Here is a 22,483-nt window from a genome sequence, read left to right as displayed (position 1 = left end):
ACCGTGAATCATCGCTCTTTTTGCAAACGGGGGATTAGCATAATTTCCCGGGGAATGTCGACCGTATTAACGGAGAGGAGCTAGACGAACCAATGCTGGCAATAGATGTTAAGGATCTGCGCAAGCAGTTTAATGTGCAAAAAAACCGGGAAGGGCTGTCCGGGGCGCTGAAAGACCTGTTCAAACGCGAATATACGGAGGTTACAGCCGTAAAGGATATTTCTTTTCAAATCCCGCAAGGCGAAATCTGTGGCTATATCGGTGAAAATGGCGCAGGCAAATCGACAACCATTAAAATGCTCACCGGCATTTTAGTGCCAACGTCCGGCGATTTGCGTGTCAACGGTTACGTTCCCTACAAGGACCGCGAAAAGTTTGTCGCTGAAATCGGAGTCGTTTTCGGACAGCGTTCGCAGCTATGGTGGGATATTGGGGTTATTGAGTCATTTCAATTGCTGCGTAAAGTGTATCGTGTATCGGAGGCCGATTTTCGCAAGCGGTTGAACAATTTGATCGAGCGTCTTGAGCTTGGAGATTTGCTCAACCGTCCTGTCCGCAAGCTGAGCCTCGGCCAGCGGATGCGCTGCGAGCTTGTCGCTTCGCTGCTGCATAATCCGTCGATTTTATTTTTGGATGAGCCGACGATTGGTCTTGATATTATCGTCAAAACAGAAATTCGCGAATTTCTGAAGGATTTGAACCGCGAGGAAGGAACGACGATTTTGCTCACGACCCATGATTTGCAGGATATCGAGGCACTATGCTCACGTGTCATTATGCTTGATGATGGTCGCATTATCTATGACGGCGGGCTGGAGGACTTGAAAAATCGCTGGAGCAAGGGGCGCGAAATTCACTTTGAGTTCAGCACGCAGACGAAGCTGTCGACGCTTCAGGCCTTGACTGGCGAGTTAGATGTAACTTGGAAAATGGACAATGATTTGACGGCAACGATGTGGCTGCCGCATGCGATCAATGTATCTGACGCCCTGTCCAAGGTTGTAGGCGGTGCGGCCATTCAAGATATTAAAATTGTGGAGACGAATACGGATGAAATCGTTCGTGAAATTTACCGCTCCGGCTCGGCTAGCACAGAATCAGAGCAGCAGGCAGCGCTTAAGGAGACGACGGTCTCATGATGGGCGCTTATCTGGATTTTATTCGCATCCGTTTTATTACGATGCTGGCATACCGCGTTAATTATTACAGTGGTATCGTTATTTATGCGATTAACATCGGGGCGTATTATTTTTTGTGGAAAGCGATTTTCGGCGAGCAGCAGGAGCTGGCGGGCTTTACCGTCGCCCAGATGACGACGTATGTCGCAGTATCGTGGATGGCGAGGGCGTTTTATTTTAACAATTTAGACCGTGAAATTGCGAATGACATTCGGGACGGCAGCGTCGCTACCCAAATGACCAGACCGTATTCCTATTTGCTCGTGAAAATGATGCAGGGCTTTGGCGAAGGCTTATTCCGCCTGCTGCTGTTCATGATTCCGGGCATGATTATCGTCTGCCTGATTTTTCCGGTGAAGCTGCCGACCGATCCCATGACTTGGATGATTTATTTAGTCATGCTGCTGTTCAGCTTTCTCATTAATTCACAAATCAACATTTTAACAGGGCTGTTTGCCTTCTTCGTTGAAAATAACGAGGGCATGATGCGGATGAAACGCGTAATGGTCGATTTATTTTCCGGCGTCGTCGTGCCGATTGCTTTTTTTCCGGGCTGGCTCGCAGCCATTATGAAATGGCTGCCGTTTCAGGCCATCACGTATTTGCCGAGCTCTGTTTTCACAGGCAGGACGCCGGGCAGCGAAATTGCTGGCGTGTTTGGCCTGCAAGTAGTATGGTTCGTCGTGCTGCTTGTGCCAATCTGGTTCACATGGCGGGCGGCGCGCAAGCGTCTGTTCGTGCAAGGAGGTTAAGGCAGGCATGCTGTACGCACAATTATTTTGGGAATATATTAAAAACTACGCGAAGACGCGGCTGACCTACCGAATGGATTTTTGGATCGAGATTTTGTCCGATATGATGTTCCAGTTCATGAACCTGATCTTCATCTTAATTGTTTTTCGCCACACCCCATCGCTGGGCGGCTGGTCCGAGGCAGAGGTTGTGTTCGTCTATGGGTTCTTTATGATTCCATATGGCATTTTCAGCACCTTTTTCAGCATCTGGAATTTCAGCGAGCGGTATATTGTCAAAGGGGAAATGGACCGGATTTTGACGCGTCCGGCACATAATTTGTTTCAGGTGCTGCTCGAAAATGTCGATCCGCCTTCCCTAATCGGCTCCGTCGTCGGCGCAATTATTATGTTCGTATGCTGGGGAGAGCTGGGATTGCCGTTCCATGTCATGGACATTGTGCTGCTGGCGGTATTCGTTATTGGAGCCGTACTGGTGTATGCGGGTATTTACACGGCCTTGTCGGCGATATCCTTCTACTCGGATGCTCCGACCGGCATTGTGCCGCTTATGTACAATATTCAAAACTACGGGCGTTACCCGGTTAACATTTACAATAAAATGATTCGTTTCGTGCTGACCTGGCTGCTGCCTTTCGCTTTTGTCGGCGTCATTCCCGCTTCGTATTTCCTCGAAAAGAAAGCGGATGACCTGTCGCAGCTCGCACTGCTGACCCCAATCGTAGGCCTCGTGTTCTTCACGCTCGGTCTGCTGCTGTGGAACCATGGCGTGAAGCGTTATCGCGGTGCAGGCTCGTAACGAATAGTTGTTTCAATGCGGCGAGGAACTATTCCTCGCCGTTTCAATGTAAGCCAACAGCTTTCAATACACGGGGTAATGTTTAAAGTTTTACATACATAGAAAAATGGGAATCGGAGGTTGAATACATGTCTAAGATAGAAGTGGGACAAGCGGTGCCGGATTTTAAGCTTCCAGCATCGGATGGTGCACAGGTGAGCCTGAGCGATTACTTGGGCAAAAAGGTTGTGCTTTATTTTTACCCGAAGGATAATACGCCGACCTGTACCGATCAGGCTTGTGATTTCCGCGATGCTTATCCAGGGATGGTTGACCGTGATGCGGTTGTCATTGGGATTAGTCCTGACAGCGTGAAGTCGCATGAGAAGTTTATTGCGAAGAAGGAGCTGCCGTTTCTGCTGCTCGCGGATGAGGAGCATGAGGTGTGCGAGCTGTTCGGCGTGTGGCAGCTTAAGAAGCTGTATGGCAAGGAGTATATGGGCGTCGTACGCTCGACCTTCCTTATTGATGCTGAAGGCAAGCTTGCGCGCGAATGGCGCAAGGTGAAGGTGAAAGGGCATGTGGAGCAGGTGATAGAGGCTCTTAAAGAAATTTAACAAATTCGGCTTATTATTATGTATAACAATCATATAGCAGTGCTAGAGTAAGTGGCGCGCAGCAGGAGCTTTATCCTGTTTGCGCGCCATTGTTCATTCATGGCGCCGCTACATTTTCCCATTTGCTGCGTCTATAATAGAGGAAGGTTTGTTTAACGGATTGCAGGACTGGCTAACGTGAAGATTTAAGTGTAAGGGTAGGCGAATGAGAAAAAGGAGTTGGCATGGCATGACAGGCATAAAAGGAAAGAAGATAGCAGGTTGGTTGAATCGGCACACAGTGGCGCGTAGTGCTCTGATCGGAATCGCTGCCGTAACAGCGTTTGCTGGTGCTGGCGGTGCAGCGGCGGCTCAAACAAGCAGCAAGATAGAGACGGTGCAGCCAGCAAGCAGCAAGGCGATTGCAGTCGAGGTGAATGGCAAGGCGGTGGCATGGAACGTGCAGCCGCTTATTAAGGACGGCACCACATTCGTGCCGCTTCGTGAAGCAGGCAAGGCAGCTGCGGGCAATATCGAATGGGATGGGAAGACGCAAACGGCAACGATTAAAGTGAACGGAGACGTCATCGTTCATCGGGCGGAAACGTCGGTAGTAACGGTGGACGGGCTGGTTATGAACATGTCTGCTCCTTCCCTGAATATAAAAGGAACGCTCATGCTTCCGCTGCGGTCCGTAACCGATGCGCTCAAAGCATCGCTGCAGCTGTCACAGACGAAAGAGCTGCTGACGATCCGGATTCAGACGGATGCAGTAACGAAGTATGGCAAAGCGGATGCGGCTATTGACGCCTATTTGAAGGGCGAAGCCTTCTCGGGCATGGCGCTTGTAGCGAGAGACGGCGAGGTGCTGCTTCGCAAAGGCTATGGCTTTTCTGGAACAAATAAATTGAATCGGCCAGACGCGAAATCGCGCATCGCTTCCATAACGAAATCATTTACAGCGGCATCCATCATGCAATTGGTCGAGCAAGGGAAGCTGAGCCTAAACGATCAAGTGTCTAAATTCGTGACGGGTATCCCGCGCGGTGATGACATAACCATTCATATGCTGCTTTCGCATACGTCAGGGCTTCCATCCGAGTTTACGCGAAGCGGCGACGTCACCATTGAGCAGACGATTGCGGAGCTTCGGACGAAGCAGTTGAAATATGAGCCGGGCACGACTTATTTATATAGCAATAACGGCTATGTGCTGCTGGCTTATGTACTGGAGCAATTGTCTGGCGAAAGCTATGCCGACTATGTAAGCAAGCATTTTCTCACTCCGCTGGGCATGAAAAATTCAGGGACGGCTACGCCTGCAGCCCCGACCATTCAGGGCTATATTTTGCAAAAAAATAAGGAGTGGGCCGCAGCTCCTTATTATGTGTCGCAGTCGGGTACGGGAACGCTTTATTCGACCGTCGATGATTTGCTCAAATGGGATACGGCGCTTCGGGCAGGCAAGGTTGTAAGCGAGCAGTCGCTTGAAGCGATGTATACGCCGCATTCGGATAAAAATTACGGCTACGGCTGGATTGCGCTGAGCCTGAACGGCGAGAAGGGTGTCTTCCATAATGGCAGCGGCAGCGGCTATGCGACGGGCATGCTGCGTAATTTGGATAGCGGAATGACGGTTATTTTGCTCGGCAATCATGCGGGCATGGATATGACAAAGCTGCTGCAGCAGGTGCATAAACTGGCTTCTGAACAATAATTTGAATATTTGGATGGTCGCTGCTTGCTGTAGCATTGTCTGCTTAGCGAGGACGGCCATCCAAATTCATTGAGTCGTGAAAATTTTGAAAACGCGCTAATTTCCCCTAGGCATAAAATGAAAAGATAGGCTAAATCCCTCGAGTATGAATACATATAATCCCAAACTAACTCTCAATGATGTTAACTATTTCATAGCGAAAAACCTAGCCCGATGGTGCTAATTGAATGGTTCAAAACAACCATTTTTGTCCAATATTTTGAAAGAACGGCGTGTGCTATGGTATTATACAAGAAAATAAGAACATATGATCTGTTTTTGCGAAAGGGAGACCACAATGATGGATATGATTAAGCCGCCAGCTGAGATGCTATTTGAAGCAGAGCTGCGGGCGCTGCGTGAAGAGGATACTGGAAAACGTCCGCCCGAGTGGCTGCTGTCTCCAGCCTATGTGCGCGACTTTATAATTGGCAGAGATAAACCTGCTATCGTGGACGGCAAAGAAGTCGCGATTACCCGCAAATTTTATGGAAACGATGTGCTGATCGAACGAGCTGTTGTCACCTTGGCAGGCAATCGGGGGCTGATGCTCGTTGGAGATCCGGGTACAGCGAAGACGATGCTCAGCGAGCTGTTGTCAGCGGCCATATCGGGGACGAGCCTGAATACGATTCAGGGAACAGCCGGGACGACGGAGGATATGATCAAATACTCTTGGAATTACGCGATGCTGCTGGACAAAGGCCCATCCGAGGCTGCGCTTGTGCCAGCACCTTTATATAACGGAATGAAGCAGGGCATTATGACCCGCTTTGAAGAGATTACCCGCTGCCCAGCGGAAGCGCAGGACAGCCTGATTAGCATTTTGAGCGACAAGGTGATGAATATCCCTGAGCTGGACGGCGGCGTATTGTTTGCAAAGCCCGGCTTCAACGTCATTGCAACGGCGAATATTCGCGACAAAGGCGTCAACGAAATGAGCGGTGCCTTGAAGCGCCGATTCAACTTCGAGACGATCAAGCCTGTCAGCAGCATGAAGATGGAAGCGAAAATTATTGAAAATGGGGCCCGCAGCCTGCTTATGCATAGCGGCGTTGACGCCGAAATTGACCTGAATGTAGTCGAGCTGCTGGCGACGACATTTATGGAGCTGCGCTCCGGCATTACGCGCGAAGGCTACAAAATCGACATCCCCGCAGCCTCCATGAGCACAGCAGAAGCGGTTTCTGTCTATGTTCAAAGCGCGATGACCTCCTATTATTATGAAAATAAATCGATTTCGCTTGATCGGCTCGTGCAAAATATGCTCGGAACGATTGCCAAGGAAAATGAGAAGGATTTGTCCATCCTGAAAACCTACTTCTCCAAGGTCGTCAAAGAACGCTCCAAGGAAGATGTGATATGGAAGGACTACTATGAGGAAAGAAAATGGATTGGTTAACGGGCGAGGCTGATAAGAATCTGCCGTCCCTATTTGATCAGCAGGTATTTAATCTGAACAGCGGCACCGTTTATTTTCCCATTCGCCATCATAGTCCAGCTTGTTCCTTTCATCTGCTTAAGGTGATTAAGCAATATAGGCCTAGTATTATTTTGATCGAAGGGCCAGCGAGCGGAACTCCGCTCATTCCGGTGCTTGCGGATGAGGCGACGGAGACGCCCGTCAGTCTGTATTGTACTTATGAGGACGAGCAAGGCGGAAGATCGGCTTGCTATTATCCGCTTCTGAGCTACTCCCCGGAGTATGTGGGCATGAAGGAAGCGGCACGTCTCGGCATACCGGCGGCTTTTATCGATCTGGACTACAGTCACGAAGCTAGAGCGGAAGCCGAGAAGCAGGAGAAGTCCATACAGGATGAAACGCTGCTAGCCGGCTCCGATTTTATTAATCGTTTATGCCGTAAAATGAACTGCCGCAGCTTTGATGAGCTGTGGGAAAAGCTGTTCGAAATCGAAGGACAAGCAGCAACGACAGAAGCTTTTATGCTAAATGTTTTTACTTACTGTGCATTATCCCGCATGTGCTATTCGAAGGAACAGCTTCGCGTTTCTGGCGATTTGGCGAGAGAGGCCTATATGAAAGAACGTATTAAGCAGGCTGCGTCTGAGCATGATCGTGTCCTTGTCATTACAGGCGGATTTCACACGTACGGCCTGCTTGAAGCTCCTCAATCAGACGGGCCAGCGCTCAAGGTGCAGCAGAAGGATCAGCAGCTTAACAGCGGCGAAGCTATTCATCAGCAGCTGTATCCGATGGTCTATACGTTCGAAGAAGCGGACCGCTTGAATGGATATGCGAGCGGGATGCCTTATGTGAACTATTATGAGCTTATTTGGAATAAGCTCCTGCACAATAAAGCAGAGCCATATAACCAAACAGCGCTCGCCTTGTTATCCGAGCTGATGCGCAAGCTTCGCAAAGGTCATGAAGAGGTATCGACGAGTGACGCTATTGAGGCGTACAGCATGATCCAAGGGCTCGCCGTGCTACGTGGCAAACGAGAAGGCGGAGTATACGAGCTTCTGGATGCCGCGCTCTCCTCCTTCGTGAAAGGGGAGCGGACGCTGGCAATGGACAAGCCGCTTGAAGAGCTGGGCTTGCTTCTGACTGGGGACAAAATCGGCATCGTGGCTCCCAATTCGTTTAGGGTGCCGATAGTGGAGGATTTTAAAAATCGCTGCTCCGCGTCAGGGCTTCACATTAAGACGACCGGCAAGCACAAGAAGGTGCTTGATTTGTACGCCAAGGCAGAGCATCGTCTGCTTAGCCAATTGCTGCAATGCGCGAGCTTCCTCGTTCCGGATTTTGCAGTCCGGGAGTCTGGGCCGGATTGGGTTGCCTATCGGCATATGAATCTCGTTCGTGAAACTTGGGTCTACGCGTATTCATCCCGCATTGAGGCGAGATTAATCGAAAACTCGCTTTATGGAGGAACGATCAAGGAGGCGGCAGCACGCAAAATCGGGGAACGGATACAGGAGCTTCCCGATCATCATAGCGGCGAAATCGCGAATGCGCTGCTGCAGGCTCTACTTATGGGCTTGCAGGATACAGCGAGGCGATTATATGAACAGGTGCAGGCCGCTTTGCGCAAAGACGGTAATTTTCTGTCGTTGTGCCAAACGCTTACGGTATTAAATCGTTTGCGCCAGCATGGCAGACTGCTGGGACTTGCAGCAGACGAACAGCTGCCGCTGCTCGTAGCAGAGGCTTATAACAACGCGGTAGATAAGCTGCTGGGGCTTGCAGCCATCCATTCGGATGAGCATCCTGCGATTATACAAGGGCTTAAGCTGCTGGCTATGCTGGCGGAGTCGTCTGAAGCGCATTTTCAGAATGCTACATTCAGAGGACATTTGAGCGAGCTGTTGTCGGACCGGAAGCTGTCCCCGCAACTGGAGGGCGTGGTGATCGCTATATTAGCAGGGCTTGGAGACAGAACGCGTGAAGAGATGGTTGAGCGTGCAAGAAGCTACGTTCGCGGAACGCCTGATCAGGCCAAGCAGACGGCGAAATATTTGCAAGGGATGTTTGCAATCGCGCGTGATGCTTTTTTATATGATGATCAACTGCTCGGCGAATTGAATTATTTAATCGAAGAGCTTCCTCCTGATGATTTTATTGCGATGGTGCCGGAGCTGCGGCTCGCGTTCACCTATTTTACGCCAATGGAGACATCCTTGATTGCAGAGCGAGTCGCTACACTGCATCAAGCAGAGCCGGGAGAGCTGGAGCGTCCGCCTATCGATGAGCAGACGCTTATACAGGCCAAGGCGCTGGATGAAGCCATTCGGAAGGAGTTTGCCGCATGGAAGCTAATATGAACCGGCAGGATGAACAAAGTGAACACAAGCATGAGCATGGGGATATGGCGCAAGTCACAAGTGCTCCCGCCGCTTCAAGCGGCCGCACGTCGGCTGAGGCTTTGAATCGGTGGCGGCTCATCCTCGGCGAGGCTGCTGAGGAAGGCTTATGCGAAGCCGAAGGCTACTCGCCTGAACATTTTTCATATACAGAAATGGATGAACTGCTTGCCTATTTGTATGATCGCGAATATGGCGAGGAGCAGGGCTACAGGAAAACAGGCGGGCGGGGTGCCTCAGAGCTTACCGTTCCCAAGTGGCTGCATAAGGTGCGGGAGCTGTTTCCGAAGCAGACGGTTGAAATATTGGAGAAGCAGGCGCTCGACCGTTATGGGCTGACCGAGCTGCTGACGGATAAGAAGCTGCTTCAATCGCTTGAGCCTAACATGAATCTGCTCAAGAACATCCTGCAATTCAAAGGTCGGATGAAGGGCGATGTGTTAAGAAGCGCTAAGGAAATCGTTCGTGCGGTAGTGGAGGATCTGCGTCAGAAGCTCGAATCACAGGCGAAAGCGAGCATACTCGGCAAACGCAGCCGCTACGCGAGCAGCACTGTGAAGTCACTGCGCAATTTAAATTTTAAGAAAACCATTTCTAGAAATTTGAAAAATTATGACCGCAAAAATGGCAGGTTTGTGATCGACCGCCTTTATTTTGACGGAAATGTGCAGCCGCATAACAAATGGAACATTATTATTGGCGTGGATGAGAGCGGGAGTATGCTGGACTCGGTCATTTACAGCTCGGTTATGGCGAGTATTTTTTACAAGCTGAATGCACTGCGTACGCACTTATTTATTTTTGATACCCAGGTCGTTGATCTAACGAGCAGGCTGGAGGACCCCGTGGATCTGCTGATGAATGTTCAGCTGGGTGGCGGCACGCATATTGCCAAAGCGCTGCGCTATGGCGAGACATTGATTGAAAACCCTGGCAAAACGATTTACATTTTGGTCAGCGATCTGGAGGAAGGTTATCCGATTCAGCATATGTATAAGGCTTGCAAAGATATTTTGGACGCAGGCTGCAAGCTGCTGGTGCTGACCGCACTCGATTTTAACGGGGACTCTGTTTATAACAAGCATGCGGCGCAGACGCTCACCAATATGGGGGCGCATGTGGCGGCGATTACACCAAATGAGCTAGCCGACTGGATCGGCGATATTATAACTTGATTTTTGGGGGGACTCGGAAAATGATAACGGAAAACCGTGAAGTTGAAGCCTTAGTTGAAAAGTTTGGAGAAGCACTCTCGCAGGAGTATTCGAAGAATACGGACCGCAGCGCAATCATTATCGATTATGTGATGGGCAAAGCGGAGCAATTCCCGGATTTGCTGCCTGATTCCATGCAATATGCCTATCGTTCGATGGATCTGTTTGAGAAGCTTGCGAAGAAGGATGACAGCGATGTGTTTTTTCGTGCAGGTGCACTCATGCTGCGAATGGGACTCAATGCTAGCCGAAGCTATTATTGGCAGGGATACAGCCTTAATATCTGCATGGGCCCCGAGCATTATGCTCTAGGACTGGCGGGAAAAAGCAAAGCGGGAAGCCAGCGCTTGCAGGCACTGCTGCCACGAATGGAGAGAATACATAAATTTGCCGGAGATAAGGCGATTATGGATGAGCTGAAAAGCAGGGTTGGCAAATGCAATTTTGGCAAAAAGGATGCTGGAGATACAGGCATTATTATTAATACGCTGCTACTTCTAAAGCTGTACTACCTGCTTGATGATTCGTCGACTCATCAATTTAACAGCCAAAGACTTGCGAGCGAGTTTCCGGAAATATTGCAAGCGGTATTGGCTGAAAATACGGAGCAGCTTCGCGAGCTGTTGAATGCTGCGGTGAAGCCGATCATTGCGTACTCGTTCAAAGCAAAGGAAAACTATTCCGTTCGGGAGCTGAGCGTAGATTTTATAACAAGCCAACGCGAAAAAGCGCTTGCGGCACATTATCCTGATCTCCAAGCACAGGAGAACGAAGAAGTTTCCCGCCTCCAATTTAATCGGACATTGACCCAGATTCATAGCGCTTTGTTATATGTCATTAACGTTAAAGGTGGCAAGCAGCTGTTTCTGGATGAGCCGGGGGATATAGGCTTAGCGCTGCTTGATGCAGTCAGAACACTGCATGAAGTATATCCGCTTGAAGTCCGCCAGCATTTGCTTGCCCTTGACAGACGCGCCAAAAAGCCGGACGAGCTGCTGGAGGGCATCGTTCCTTTCCATGAGCCTTATGAGTTAATTGAACGGCTAAGCGGAGAGCTGAATAGCTATATGGTGCCGTGGAGCGCGTTACAAAGCTATGTGCTTAGTGTGCCGAATCAAGCCTTGCGTGCTTATGAAATTTTACGTTCGGCGTATTACAAAGCTTATTTGCATAAGGTGCTCACAGATGGCGGGATCGCATTGCCGGATGAAGCTGGAACACTTACGCAAGCCGTATTCGCCGTATTGAGGGGACAATCGGAGGGAGGACGTCATGGCCTGTTTCTAGCCCGTTATTTGGAAGGGGAAACCTCCTTCGAGGATTACTGGAAGGATGAAACGAATCGTTCGTTGTTTGACCCAAGGAACCGGGACAGCAAACGCAAAAGCCTGCTTGTAGCCGTAAGCTTCTTGCCTCCCGATTCGCCTTATATAAGACGGCTGGCCATTTTGATTTCTCGACCGGAATGCGATGCACTGACTCTCGTGTCGGAAATGTACCATTCCAATTCGTTTAGCGGACAAAAGCTTCTGGAGCTTTATGGGGAAGATCCTGAGGTGAGCCGTGAGCGCTTGCTTTCGGGCTTGCTGATGCTTAATGGCATGAGAGATTATTACTACCGTTCGATGCCGCAATCCGAATATCGGTCCATTATTAGGAATAATTTGACGGATTCATTTAAGCAGTATAAAAATTTACCTACAGATTCCCGGCTGACAGTGCTCGAAATTGCTTTTGAGGATCGCGATGCTTTGACCCTTGAACAGCTGACGGAAGCGATCCGTGCGGGGCTGCTGGATTCATCGAAGAAGGCAAGCGGAGCTGCGCTGGCTGAATTCAGCCGAGTGCCCGATAAAACGTTGTATTTAACCCTTTATCGCACCGAGAAAAAAGCAGCGATTAAAGAGCTGGTGCTTGACGCCCTGCGCAGCGTTCAGGGGTGCAAGGACGCTTACGAGCAATTGCTGTCAACGGAAAAAGGAGAAGACTGGCGCACGCTCATTCAAATTTTGTTGGATACGGCCGATTTAAGCCCTGCTCATGCGCACGCAGCGCTTGCAGAGCAAGCGGATGCCAAAAAAACAGCCCGCCTCAGCTGGCTGTCTGTGAACGATTTGCCTGTATTAATGGATTTGGAGGGGCAGCAGGTAGATGACCGAATCAAGTCGTATTTAATGCTTCAATCGATGGATCATACGACGGCTCCGAATGAGCGCTTGAACGAGCTGCGTTCTTATGTAAACAGCGAGTCACTTTCAAATTTCGCAGCGGAGCTCATTCAGCTGTGGATTCAAAGCGAAGCGCCTGCGAAGGAAAAATGGGTGCTGTATGTAGGCGCATTGTTCGGTGACCGGAGGCTTATACAAATTTTAGCTCCGCAAATTAAGGAATGGACGGAAAATAGCCGCGGCGCAATGGCGGCGGAAGCGGTCAAGGCTTTATCTTATTTAAGCGAGCCTGCCGCATTAATGGCCATTGACAAGATCAAGCGAACCGTCAAAAACCGCCAGGTGAAGGGCGCGGCTGAAGAGGCGCTGCAGCTGGCAGCGGAAAATCAAGGACTTACACCAGAGCAGCTCGAAGACCGCTTGGTCACGTCGCTTGGCTTTGATGATAAGGGCGTTCAGCCATTCAGCTATGGCGAGCGTACCTTCCAGGTGAAGGTGAACCGGAGTCTGGAGGTTATCGTCATCAATGAAGAAACGGGCAAACCGCTCAAAAGCCTGCCTGCGCCTGGGCAAAAGGATGATGCGGAGCTGGCTGCGAAAGCGAAGGCCAACTTCAATTTGCTCAAAAAAGATTTGAAAACGATGGTGGCAATCCAAGCGCAGCGGCTGGAAGAGTCGCTGTCCAAGCAGCGATTATGGACCGCCGAAGAATGGACGGCGCTGTTCGTGGGCAATATCGTCATGCAGAAGTTTGCTGTTGGCCTCATCTGGGGCGTATATGAGCAAGGTGAACTCTCGGATACGTTTCGTTATATGGAGGACGGCACCTTTAACACGGTAGATGAAGACGAATACGAGCTCGCTGAGGGTGCGAAAGTCGGCTTGATTCATCCGCTTGAACTGGATCAGGAAACGCTTGAGGGCTGGAAATCACAGCTGGACGATTATGAGATTAAGCAGCCATTTGAGCAGTTGAATCGCCAAATCCATCTGGTGGCAGAAGAAAGTCAGCAAAGCACGGTATACGAGGATTTGCCAGGATCAGAGTTTTCGCCTACTGCGTTCCCTAAGGCGCTTGAGAAATTTGGCTGGTACAAAGGCCATGCTCAGGATGGCGGCTATTATACTGAGCTGTACAAGGACTATGGCGATTGGCTTGCTGAGCTGCGTTTTAGCGGGACTAGCATCACCTATTACGAAGGATTGGAAGACATTACACTGGAGCAGCTGCAATTCCATGCGAATGGAAAAGGCCAATATAGCTATTACAGTGATATTCCGGCTCTAGCTTTGGGCAAAATTCCAGGTCGTGTATTCAGTGAGACGATCTATGATATTTTGCGGGCATCAGGACGCTAGCATGTCAGCCGCCGCATTTGAAACAAGCTTTAAGCAGTTTGCCAAGCTGTGTACCGAGGATTATTTGGTTCGGCATTCGAATAAAGGCTTATATAATCGGGCGTTAAAGGATATCGGCAAAGGCATTGACGTCAAATATGCTTGGGGAGAAGCATCCGTCAGCTGTGAGTTAAATGATGGAACGATCTGCACACTGGGAAATACGCTGACAAATTGGAAATGTACATGTCCATCAGAAAGCTTATGCAAGCATGTGCTGATTACTATATTGTTTTACGAACAGCAGCAGCCGTCTTCTTCCTCTTCCGAAGAGAAAGAAAAGGGAGAAGGCAGCGAAGCTCAGCCGGATGGAGACGCTGATCGCTTCAATTGGCTGCTGGCTGCCGAGCTTTCTCCGCTCATTAAACCGTTTAATGTTTCCCTTGTGGAGGAAGTGCTGTTTCGGCTGCGCTACCCGGAAGAGCTGGAAGTGGCAGAAAATGCGCTTCTTACGGTCTGTCTCAAGCTTCAAGGAGCTGAGGTTTCGTTCACCGAGGAAGCGAATCCGGCTAAGGCGCTTTGCAAAATAAAGGAGAGGGCAGGCGAGCTGTTAAAGCTGGAAGCCTTGCTGCGTTACCGTGCTTTGAAGGGGCTGGATGATCAGGAAGCACTGCGCGGCAAAGTGTATAAGGTCTCTTTTTCGCTAGATACCGTAAGGGAATGCAAAGAGCTGCTTACTGCGATGCTGCGGACGGGACTTGCCCGTCTGCCCCAGTCGTATATGGCACAGCTGGAAACGCTCGCTGTCACAGCACGCAGTGGCCAGCTACCGGACGTAGAGCGCGGCTTGCGCGGCATTCAGGGCGAGCTTGCGCTGTTTTTCAACCGGCATGTGCGATTTTCCATGCAAGAGCTGCTGGATCGCGTCACCAAGCTGTATCTTGCTTTGGAGCTGCTCGAACGGGAGATGCTTTCTGCTGCTCAGAAGGAGCAGCTTATCGGGGCTTTTCGCAGCAAATATTATGCGCTGCCCAAGCTGCGCCTGTACGGTCTCGGCGCCGATCCGTGGGAGACGCGTTCAGGCTATAGGGGCATCACCTATTATATGTACGGGCTCGATGATCAGCAGGTATACACCTATAGTGACGCACGCGCGGTGTATTATGAAGGCAGTGATTTTTCATTTGCCAAGCATTATGCCGGCTACTCGCCTTGGCTTGCGAGCTTGACGATGCGCCAGTTTGCGGGAGAAGAGCTGGTGTTCGAGCACATTAAAGTGAACGAGGAGCGCAGAATATCCTCAGGCGAGGGAGCGAGCCTTACGCTTGTTGCAAGGCAACCCATTAACGAAATTAATGTGGGGCAGCTCACCTCAGATTTGCCAGCTTTACGGCAGGCTGGAGTGGGGCAGCCGACATTATTTTCAGACGTAAAGGAACAGCTTGTCTTAATTAAGCTGGCGCGAATCACAGGGAATCGGTTCGATAAAAGCTCGCAGAGCCTCTTACTCGAAGTAGAGGATGAAGCAGGCGAGCAGCTGGAGCTGGTTCTTCCTTATCAAGTGGATTGGGAAAAAACCGTCAAACGTTTGGAAGCTGGTTACGGCGCTGCATCACTGGAACAGTTTTATGCATTTGTGCGCATAGAGGGCGGTCAGGCTTATCCGATCAGTTTCTTGCATAACACGAAGTTGATCAGCTTAAAGCTGGATATGTAGGGCAAATAAGCAATTGGAAAAAGGAGCGGCGGGAATGGCTTTAGAGCAGGTTTACGATGGATTGCAGCGGCTGCGCAGCTGGTTTGAGGAGCTGCTGCTTCGTGGGACCGCGCAGCTTGCCTTGAAGGATATCGAATGGCTGGAGCGGGAGGCGGAGGAAGCTGCCCGCTTGCAAATGGACTTTCTGTCTACGCTGCTCAAGCAAGTAGCCAGCGAAGGGCGCAAAATGGTACTGGGAGGCGGGGAGGAGCAGCAATTGCTTCTTCATAGCTCCCGTCTTTATCAGTATGTTCAGCTTGCTGAACAGAAGTAACAAGCCTCCTTGTATTAGGAAGGCTATCAGCTTGTTAGCTGGAGCCTCTTCCAGCATGCCAAAAGAAGGAACCAGACACTGCGGCGCTGCGCAGGTCGGTTCCTTCTCTTTTTTTGGGAATATGAATGTATTATAGCTTATTCTGCAAGCGGAATGAGTATGGTGAATTCCGGGTACGGAGCATAAGGATCACGGCCCATCGGATAAAATTCCAAATGCGTCAAGCCATCCGAAAGTGGCCTATGTCCGTTTTGTTTGATCCAGTTATACACGTATTTGTAGGAAGCTTCTATGTTTTCGTTCGCGTGATGATCGTATGTGGCATAGGTCAGACTGGGAATAGAGAGACTGTACATGCCTTCGGGCACACAGCCTACTGCCTCAGCCTGAACGGCCGCATAATGAGTAAAGCCTGTGTTTGTCGTGTGAAAAGAAAGCCCGAGCAGCTTATCGCGCTCCCGCACATGGTTGATTTCCGTTACACGCTGCTGCAATTGCTTCTGAATGTCTTTGATTCCGCCTGCTGCTGCTTCGGCAAAGGTACCTTCCCATTGTAGTCCTACGACGTGAAAAGCTTCGCGCTCTGTAAGAACTACCTCCTTCAAAACGTTCATTCTAATCCCTCCTGTGCTGGACTATTTGCCATTCGAGCGTAAACGGCTGTCACCATCCTTTGGCGGCAAAGCTTCCGTTTCGCGTAGAAATATAGAGAAAGTATGAACAAATCATATCTTTCCTATATTTCAAGCAAAAATGGTACGTGAAACGCTTTCAATTTCCTAAACCGCTGCACGTCCACTGCCGTCTTGTTATCCTGTTCAGCCGTTTAGAGACTATTCTATTATTTCTCTATAAGCGGGGGATTTCCTTTTTCATTTATGGGAAAATTTAAGAGGTTTTGTGTCATCTAAATGGCAGCTGAAAAAGCTAGAATCGCTGTCGCGCAAGGGATAAGAAGCGGAAAATTCAATCTTTCCCCTTTGAAACAGGTCTAAATGGAGAGAAGCATGGCGAGAATAAATACTAGAGAAGACTTTATTGTTAAAAATAAAAGCATTTATAAGTTACACACTTATAATGGCTTATATTTCACCCGCGAAACGGTAGCTTAGCCGCCAGAGGACGGCTTCAGCCGTTTACGCTTGAGAGGAAGGCAGGTTGTCTAATGATGATTCATTCAAAATATCAATCTACCGCTCGGCAAGAGGAGACGGATGTGTGGCAGGAGCTGCCGCAGGTGCTTATTCATCGCATGCTTCAGCGTGTGGAAGGCGTTTTGCTAGGCAAGAGAGAATTGGTCAGGCAAATGTTCACCGCGCTGCTGGCGGGTGGGCATGTGCTGCTCGAGGATAAGCCGGGAGTCGGCAAAACCGTGCTAGCAGAAGCCTGTGCCCGTGTCATTGGTGGGGAGTTCAAGCGCATTCAGTTCACATCGGACATGCTGCCGTCGGATGTGCTCGGCGGAGCGGTATGGGATGCGGCTCGAGGCGAGCTGAAGTATGTAGCAGGCCCGATCATGGGCAATGTCGTGCTTGCGGATGAAATCAACCGTGCTTCTCCCCGTACCCAGTCTGCATTGCTTGAAGCGATGGAGGAACGGCGGATTACGGTGGATGGAGAGACAAGGGCGCTCCCGTCGCCGTTTATGCTGATTGCTACGCAAAATCCGCTGCGTTTTGAAGGGACGAGCCGGCTGCCGGAGGCACAGCTGGACCGTTTTATGATGCGGCTGTCTATTGGGTATCCCGAGCCGCAGTTTGAGAAGCAATTGCTGGAGCAATATGCTGATGGGCAGCGGCAGGAGCCTCATAAAATCAGGCCCGTGCTTATGCCGGAGGAATGGCTGCGGATGCAGCGGGAAGTGCGCTTGGCCCATGTGCATCCTGGCCTGATTGAATATATGGTGCAAGTGGCAGACGCTTCGCGGAAAATGCCTGAGCTGTCGCTTGCGATGAGCCCGCGTGCCGGCAGGGACTGGCTGAGAGCAGCGCAGGCCTCAGCTTATTTGGAAGGCAGAGGTTATGTGCTTCCAGATGATTTGCTGGCGACAGGCGAAGCGGTGCTGACGCATCGGCTGGAGGTTTATCCAGGAGCGCCGGGGCGGATGACAGCAGCGAAGCTTGCACGGCAGCTGCTGCACACTACACCGCTTCCAGCTGCCGTGCTGCCGCAGGCTGCAGGAGGGCGGCGCTAATGGCGGTTTCCAGTGCGGATCACGAGGCAGTGAAGATCGGGCAAGGAGATGCTGGGGAAGGGCTAGCGAAAGCGGCGAGTAATGAGCAAGCGGCAGAAGAGGAGCATGAGCTCGGACCGCAGAGGCTGGGCCGGACGCGGTGGGGAGTATGGGTGGTTCTGCTAGCGGGATGGTGTGCGGCCCTTGCGGCTGTTTTTCAGCGGGGGTTGGCAGTGGAGTGGTTTATGCTCGCCGTGCTTGGCTGCATCATGCTGCTTAGCGCCGGACTGCCTTGGCTCGCTATACAGGGCCTAAAGGTGAGCCGCCAGCTTGAAGAAGACACAATTCGCGATGGGGGAGAGGTTGGGGTACAGCTCATGCTGGGCCGAGCTTATCCTATTCCCTTCGTTTGGCTGGCGCTTGAAGATACGATGGTCAATGGGAGTACAGCAAAGCAGGAGAGAGTCTCCTACCGCTATGCGGCTCAGCTTCATTTTGAAACGGGACTGGCGCTTAGTTATAGGGCGCAGCTTATTCGGCGCGGGGAGCATAGCTTTGAGGCGGTTACCGTGACGGTAAGCGATTATTTAGGATTAACGGCTGTGAGCCGAACGTTTGCTTGCCGCAGCGGGCTGCTTGCGGTTCCTGCGCTGCCAGAGGCTGTAACGGCTCCGGGTGCGGCGGCGCTTCGGGGCAGCGGCTTGGCGGCTGTTATTAGGCTGGACCCGGGCAAGATGGATGCTCAGGATGCGGGCTCAGGGCGTGAGCCGTCTGAACATCAGCATGCGGGCAAACAGGCAGGAATTGGCCCAGAGATGCGGCCGTACCGGGAAGGGGATTCGCTGCGCCATGTCAATTGGAGGGTAGCTGCGCGTGGACGCGGGCTGCATACGAAGGAGCATGGCACAGCGCTTCATCGACCATTGGTACTCATGGCGATCGACAACACGGAAAGCGCCTATGACAGCGACGAAAGGTTTTTTGATGCCTGCGCCGGTTGGGCTGCCGGTGTGCTGGAGCAGGATCATAGGGCGGGAAACCGGGTGCAGCTCATTGCTGGTCAGGCATTCAAAGACGATGGTGCGGCGGGAGCAGGGGCAGGCGTGAAAGCGGCATCGATACGACCATCAGCATCGGCACAGCCAGATAGCGGCGCTGGAATGCTTTCGGGAGCGGAAGTGAACGAGCGGCAGGAGAGGGAGGCCGGAAGCTCAGCGAACGCGGAGCTAAATACATGGCTGGAAACGGATGCACCTGGGAACAGTGGCACAACTGAAAATATGCAAGCGGTGCTGGAGCAGCTTGCACGGCTGAAGCTGGTGCAAAATGGCCGGTTTGTGACAAGGGTAAGCGGGGAGCTGGACCAAATGCCTAGAGGCGGCATATTGCGCTGCTTCACCGCCGATTGGCGCAATAGCGCTAGCTGGGGGCAGTTGGCCTCCCGAGCAGCGGAGCAGGGCTGCCAAGTGCTGCTGTATATGCTGATTAAGCAAAGCACGCCTACTTTTGCAATGCGTGAGCAGCAGAAATGGCTGGAGAGCTTCGGTGTCCGCACCTCTTGGCTGACATATCCGGAGCGGATGAACGAACAGCCTCAGTTAACGAAGGGAAGGATTCGTTATGGCGATATTTAATGCGCAGGGGGAGCCGGCATTCGGCTACCGCATATGGACGAGCTTGCTGCTGTTTGGCCTGCTTGCCGAGTGGATGCTTCCATGGTCGGAGGCTGGCAGCCGTTATTATATTGATGTGGCTCAGCCTCTAATTTTATTTGTAGGCTGTATTGCTATAGCGGGCTTGCTGCGCGCGCCCTGGTATATCATGCTTGTCGTTTATGCGGCCATTGGCATTACAAGCATGATGCGTCTGTATAAAGGCCCGGATGCGGGTCCGCTGGAGTGGGCATCTGGTTTTGTCAGCCGCTTTGCTGAGGAAGTGGGTGGACTTTTCGGGATGGGAGCAGCAGCATGGGGCATGTCAACAGAGCTGCAGGCGCTGCTGCTGTTTACCGGCTTCGCACTGCTCGTGCCCGCGCTGCAGGCTTTAATTTGGCTGCGCCAGCTAGGGCTGGCTTTGGCGGGCATAACGGCAGGGTATTTGATTTTGCTGCATGCATGGCTTGGCATAGATGTGCTGAATGCGCTGCTGCGCGTGACGGTGGAGGGCATGCTGCTTGGGGCGATAGTCATGTTCGCACGGATGAGAAGGCTGCAGGGGGAAGAGAGCCGGGAGGAAGCGCAGACAGCTTCTTATCGCTGGTCGACTTCCGCTTTCGTTGTTGTGGGGCTGTGTCTGGGCGCCGGACTTCTGCTTTCCGGAGGGAAATCCGCTGCAAATAGCCCCGCAGCTTGGACGGAGCCACTAACCGCAAGGCTGGAGCAGTATATGCTTGGTCTGGAGCACGGCAATCCAAAGGCTGCGCTGGCTTCGGCAGATGCAAGCGACAGCTACGCTTCCACGGGCTATGGATTTGATGACAGCACATTAGGAGCGCCGCTAAAGCAGGATGAACGAATTGTTTTTACGGGGCTATCTCCTGTGCGGACATATTGGCGCGGGGAGACGAAAGCCTTTTATACTGGCAAAGGGTGGAAGGAAACGGAGCAGCGTTTGACGCTGCTGCCTATTCCAAATGGTGGAGAGCGGATTGTGTCCTCTAATGGCGAGGCAAGTGTGGAGGAAGATAGTGAGGCGATAGAGGCCATTGCAGAGGCAGCGATAGAGGTAGAGGCAGGTACAGCGGTAAAGACAGAGACAGAGACAGATGTAGATGCAGACACAGATGCAGATACAGCGAAAAAGACAGATACAGAGACAGGTGTAGAGATAAAGACAAATAAAGATGCAGATACAGCGAAAAAGACAGATACAGAGACAGATGCAGATATAGATGCAGATATAAAGATAGATACAGTGACAGGTGCACAGGCTGGAAAATACAGGGATATAAAAAGCCAAGGAACAGGTGCGGTGACAGCCGTCAGCCCAGAGCGGGTCGTCGTTCAAACGGTGCTTCTTAAACAGGCGGAGCGAGGCTTCCCGCTTTTTATGGGCGGAACCTCAGGTACTTTGCTGGATATAACCTCCTCGGAGCCAAAAAGCAAGCTGAACACTTATTTAAAAAATGAAGCGTCGGGCACGCTGTACGCCCCTTCGGATAAGGTGCTTATAGATAGGTACACCGTTCAGACGCTGCTTCCCGTGATGGATGAAGCTGCCTTGCGCAGTGGCGGTATGCAAGCGGGAGAGAAGGAAGCACTGGCCGAGTATTTACAGCTGCCGGAATCGCTGCCGAGCCGTGTTGCTGCACTGGCAGCCGAGGTATCGGGGGGCGGATTAACGAGCCGCTATGATCAGGTGAAGGCGGTTGAAACTTATTTGCGAAGCAGCTATACCTATTCGGCTGAAAATAGTACGCTCCCTAAAGGCGGAGCAGATTTCGTGGACGATTTTTTGTTTAAGCAGCATGAAGGGTATTGCGTGCATTTTTCCAGTGCGATGGTCATTATGCTTCGTACACAAGGCATACCAGCTAGATGGGTGAAGGGCTTTGCGCCCGGAACCGTTTCTTCGGAGCAGCCGGATGCACGAAATGATACCGCCCATGCAGGAGTAAAGCTGACTGCCTATGAGGTGAAAAGCAAGGATGCCCATGCTTGGGTGGAAGTGTACTTCCCAGGCGCAGGCTGGGTGCCTTTTGATCCGACGCCGGGGTATGGCGGCGAGGGAACAGCCGCGGGAGCAGCGCTCGCGGGCTTGGCCGGCGGCACAGCCGGCAGTGCGGCGGCAGGCGGCGAAGGGGCCGCCGGAGCTTTTGCCAGCGCTGCTGCGCGCCCGATAGGGCAGCGCGCGCAAGCGCTGGCTGTGGCGGCGGCTGAGCAGGCCGCCACGGCTCTCGCGCAAGGGGCGGATGCCCTTGCGCGTGCGGCGCTTGGCGCCGCCGAGGCAGCGGCGGGGGCGACGCCCGCCGCTAAAGGCGCCGCAGGCGCGGCTGCGCTGGCGCTGGCAGCCGTGCTCTGCGCTGCGGCGCAGCATAGGCGGCTGCGCCTGCGGCTGGCGCTGCGCCGCTACAGCGCCGCCTCCCGCGGCGGCGCCGGCGTCCAAAAGCAGTTTGCCGCAGTATCGGCGGCAATCTGGCCACAGCTGGACCGCTGCGTAGCCAAAAGGCAGCCGCAGCAAACAGCAAGGCAATACGCAGCAGCGCAAGCCGCTCTGCTGCCCACCCCCCAGGCCGAAGCCTTGCAGCGCTTCGTCACCTGGGATGACGCCGCCCGCTATGGGCAGCGGCGTGCCTGGCAAGCGCCGCTGCCGGAGGAGCTGTCGGCAGCGGTCGCCCTATTATGTGCCCGCAGGCATTCCGCGCGGCGCACATAACCAATCGGAGCAAGCCAGCTCCATCAGCTTGCTCCGCATCTCCAAAGAAGCAGGCAGTCCATCAAAAATGCGACTGTTTGCTTTTTTTCATCCCTCCATTCCAAAAGCTTGACGATGTGCTCCAGGCACTCGTTAAATCTTAAAGCAGCGCAGCAGCTTTGTAGGGGGGCCTTCCGTCATGGAAGGTTCTTTTTACCGCCTATATACTACCTTTTTTATCCATATGAGGCGTTTCTCCTTTAAAAAAGAAGGATTATCGTCGCTCAGCCTTGACTCGCTCAAAGCGCCTTATATATAATTA

The 22,483-nt window shown here is 51.9% G+C and carries 15 protein-coding genes; 14 read left to right on the top strand and 1 reads right to left on the bottom strand.

Annotated features, from left to right (window positions below; translation table 11 throughout):
• The first annotated feature begins 92 nt into the window (after window positions 1-92).
• From ACSR9A_RS08380 to ACSR9A_RS08330, 11 genes are all read left to right on the top strand, one after another.
• Window positions 93-1,139, top strand: coding sequence for an ABC transporter ATP-binding protein (locus ACSR9A_RS08380; protein ID WP_473756639.1), 1,047 nt, complete (start codon window positions 93-95; stop codon window positions 1,137-1,139).
• Complete coding sequence (locus ACSR9A_RS08375) at window positions 1,136-1,930, top strand: ABC transporter permease (protein WP_341281009.1); 795 nt, start codon at window positions 1,136-1,138, stop codon at window positions 1,928-1,930. The genes ACSR9A_RS08380 and ACSR9A_RS08375 overlap by 4 nt, the downstream gene beginning before the upstream one ends.
• Window positions 1,931-1,937: 7 nt before the next feature.
• Entirely contained in the window at window positions 1,938-2,729 is a 792-nt protein-coding gene (locus tag ACSR9A_RS08370) for an ABC transporter permease (RefSeq protein WP_473756638.1), read from the top strand.
• Between the two features lie 128 nt (window positions 2,730-2,857).
• Entirely contained in the window at window positions 2,858-3,325 is a 468-nt protein-coding gene (gene bcp, locus ACSR9A_RS08365; protein ID WP_473756637.1) for a thioredoxin-dependent thiol peroxidase, read from the top strand.
• A 229-nt stretch (window positions 3,326-3,554) separates the two neighbouring features.
• Window positions 3,555-5,021 (top strand): serine hydrolase domain-containing protein, encoded by a 1,467-nt coding sequence (locus ACSR9A_RS08360; RefSeq protein WP_473756635.1) that lies wholly within the window; start codon window positions 3,555-3,557, stop codon window positions 5,019-5,021.
• Window positions 5,022-5,361: 340 nt separating this feature from the next.
• Window positions 5,362-6,462 carry an ATP-binding protein gene (locus tag ACSR9A_RS08355; protein WP_473756809.1) on the top strand — a complete coding sequence of 367 codons (1,101 nt, stop codon included), beginning with the start codon at window positions 5,362-5,364 and terminating at the stop codon, window positions 6,460-6,462.
• The gene (locus ACSR9A_RS08350) at window positions 6,450-8,846 is read left to right on the top strand and encodes a DUF5682 family protein (protein ID WP_473756634.1); all 2,397 of its coding nucleotides are present in this window, start codon (window positions 6,450-6,452) and stop codon (window positions 8,844-8,846) included. Before ACSR9A_RS08355 ends, ACSR9A_RS08350 begins: the two co-directional genes overlap by 13 nt.
• Before the next feature lie 44 nt (window positions 8,847-8,890).
• Entirely contained in the window at window positions 8,891-10,060 is a 1,170-nt protein-coding gene (locus ACSR9A_RS08345) for a VWA domain-containing protein (protein WP_473756807.1), read from the top strand.
• A gap of 20 nt (window positions 10,061-10,080) precedes the next feature.
• A complete protein-coding gene (locus ACSR9A_RS08340) occupies window positions 10,081-13,626 on the top strand; it encodes a DUF4132 domain-containing protein (protein ID WP_473756632.1) in 3,546 nt (1,181 codons plus the stop codon).
• Window position 13,627: 1 nt separating this feature from the next.
• Complete coding sequence (locus ACSR9A_RS08335) at window positions 13,628-15,322, top strand: hypothetical protein (protein ID WP_473756631.1); 1,695 nt, start codon at window positions 13,628-13,630, stop codon at window positions 15,320-15,322.
• 34 nt (window positions 15,323-15,356) lie between these two features.
• Complete coding sequence (locus ACSR9A_RS08330) at window positions 15,357-15,635, top strand: hypothetical protein (protein WP_341281016.1); 279 nt, start codon at window positions 15,357-15,359, stop codon at window positions 15,633-15,635.
• A gap of 137 nt (window positions 15,636-15,772) precedes the next feature.
• On the opposite strand, the gene ACSR9A_RS08325 is transcribed toward ACSR9A_RS08330, so the two are convergent.
• Window positions 15,773-16,249: a GyrI-like domain-containing protein gene (locus ACSR9A_RS08325; protein ID WP_473756629.1), complete on the bottom strand. Its 477-nt coding sequence runs from the start codon at window positions 16,247-16,249 to the stop codon at window positions 15,773-15,775.
• 551 nt (window positions 16,250-16,800) lie between these two features.
• Between ACSR9A_RS08325 and ACSR9A_RS08320 the strand changes: the two genes are divergently transcribed.
• The 3 genes from ACSR9A_RS08320 to ACSR9A_RS08310 are packed head-to-tail and all read left to right on the top strand — an operon-like array spanning window position 16,801 to window position 22,182.
• Window positions 16,801-17,829, top strand: a complete 1,029-nt coding sequence (locus tag ACSR9A_RS08320; protein WP_473756627.1) for an AAA family ATPase — start codon at window positions 16,801-16,803, stop codon at window positions 17,827-17,829.
• Window positions 17,829-19,442 carry a DUF58 domain-containing protein gene (locus ACSR9A_RS08315; RefSeq protein ID WP_473756625.1) on the top strand — a complete coding sequence of 538 codons (1,614 nt, stop codon included), beginning with the start codon at window positions 17,829-17,831 and terminating at the stop codon, window positions 19,440-19,442. The genes ACSR9A_RS08320 and ACSR9A_RS08315 overlap by 1 nt, the downstream gene beginning before the upstream one ends.
• Entirely contained in the window at window positions 19,429-22,182 is a 2,754-nt protein-coding gene (locus ACSR9A_RS08310; protein ID WP_473756624.1) for a transglutaminase-like domain-containing protein, read from the top strand. The genes ACSR9A_RS08315 and ACSR9A_RS08310 overlap by 14 nt, the downstream gene beginning before the upstream one ends.
• Window positions 22,183-22,483 lie beyond the last annotated feature (301 nt).

This window comes from Paenibacillus sp. R-74696, assembly GCF_055814915.1.
The sequence above is the reverse complement of the archived record's forward strand: the minus strand, read 5'-3'. Positions and strand labels throughout refer to the sequence as shown.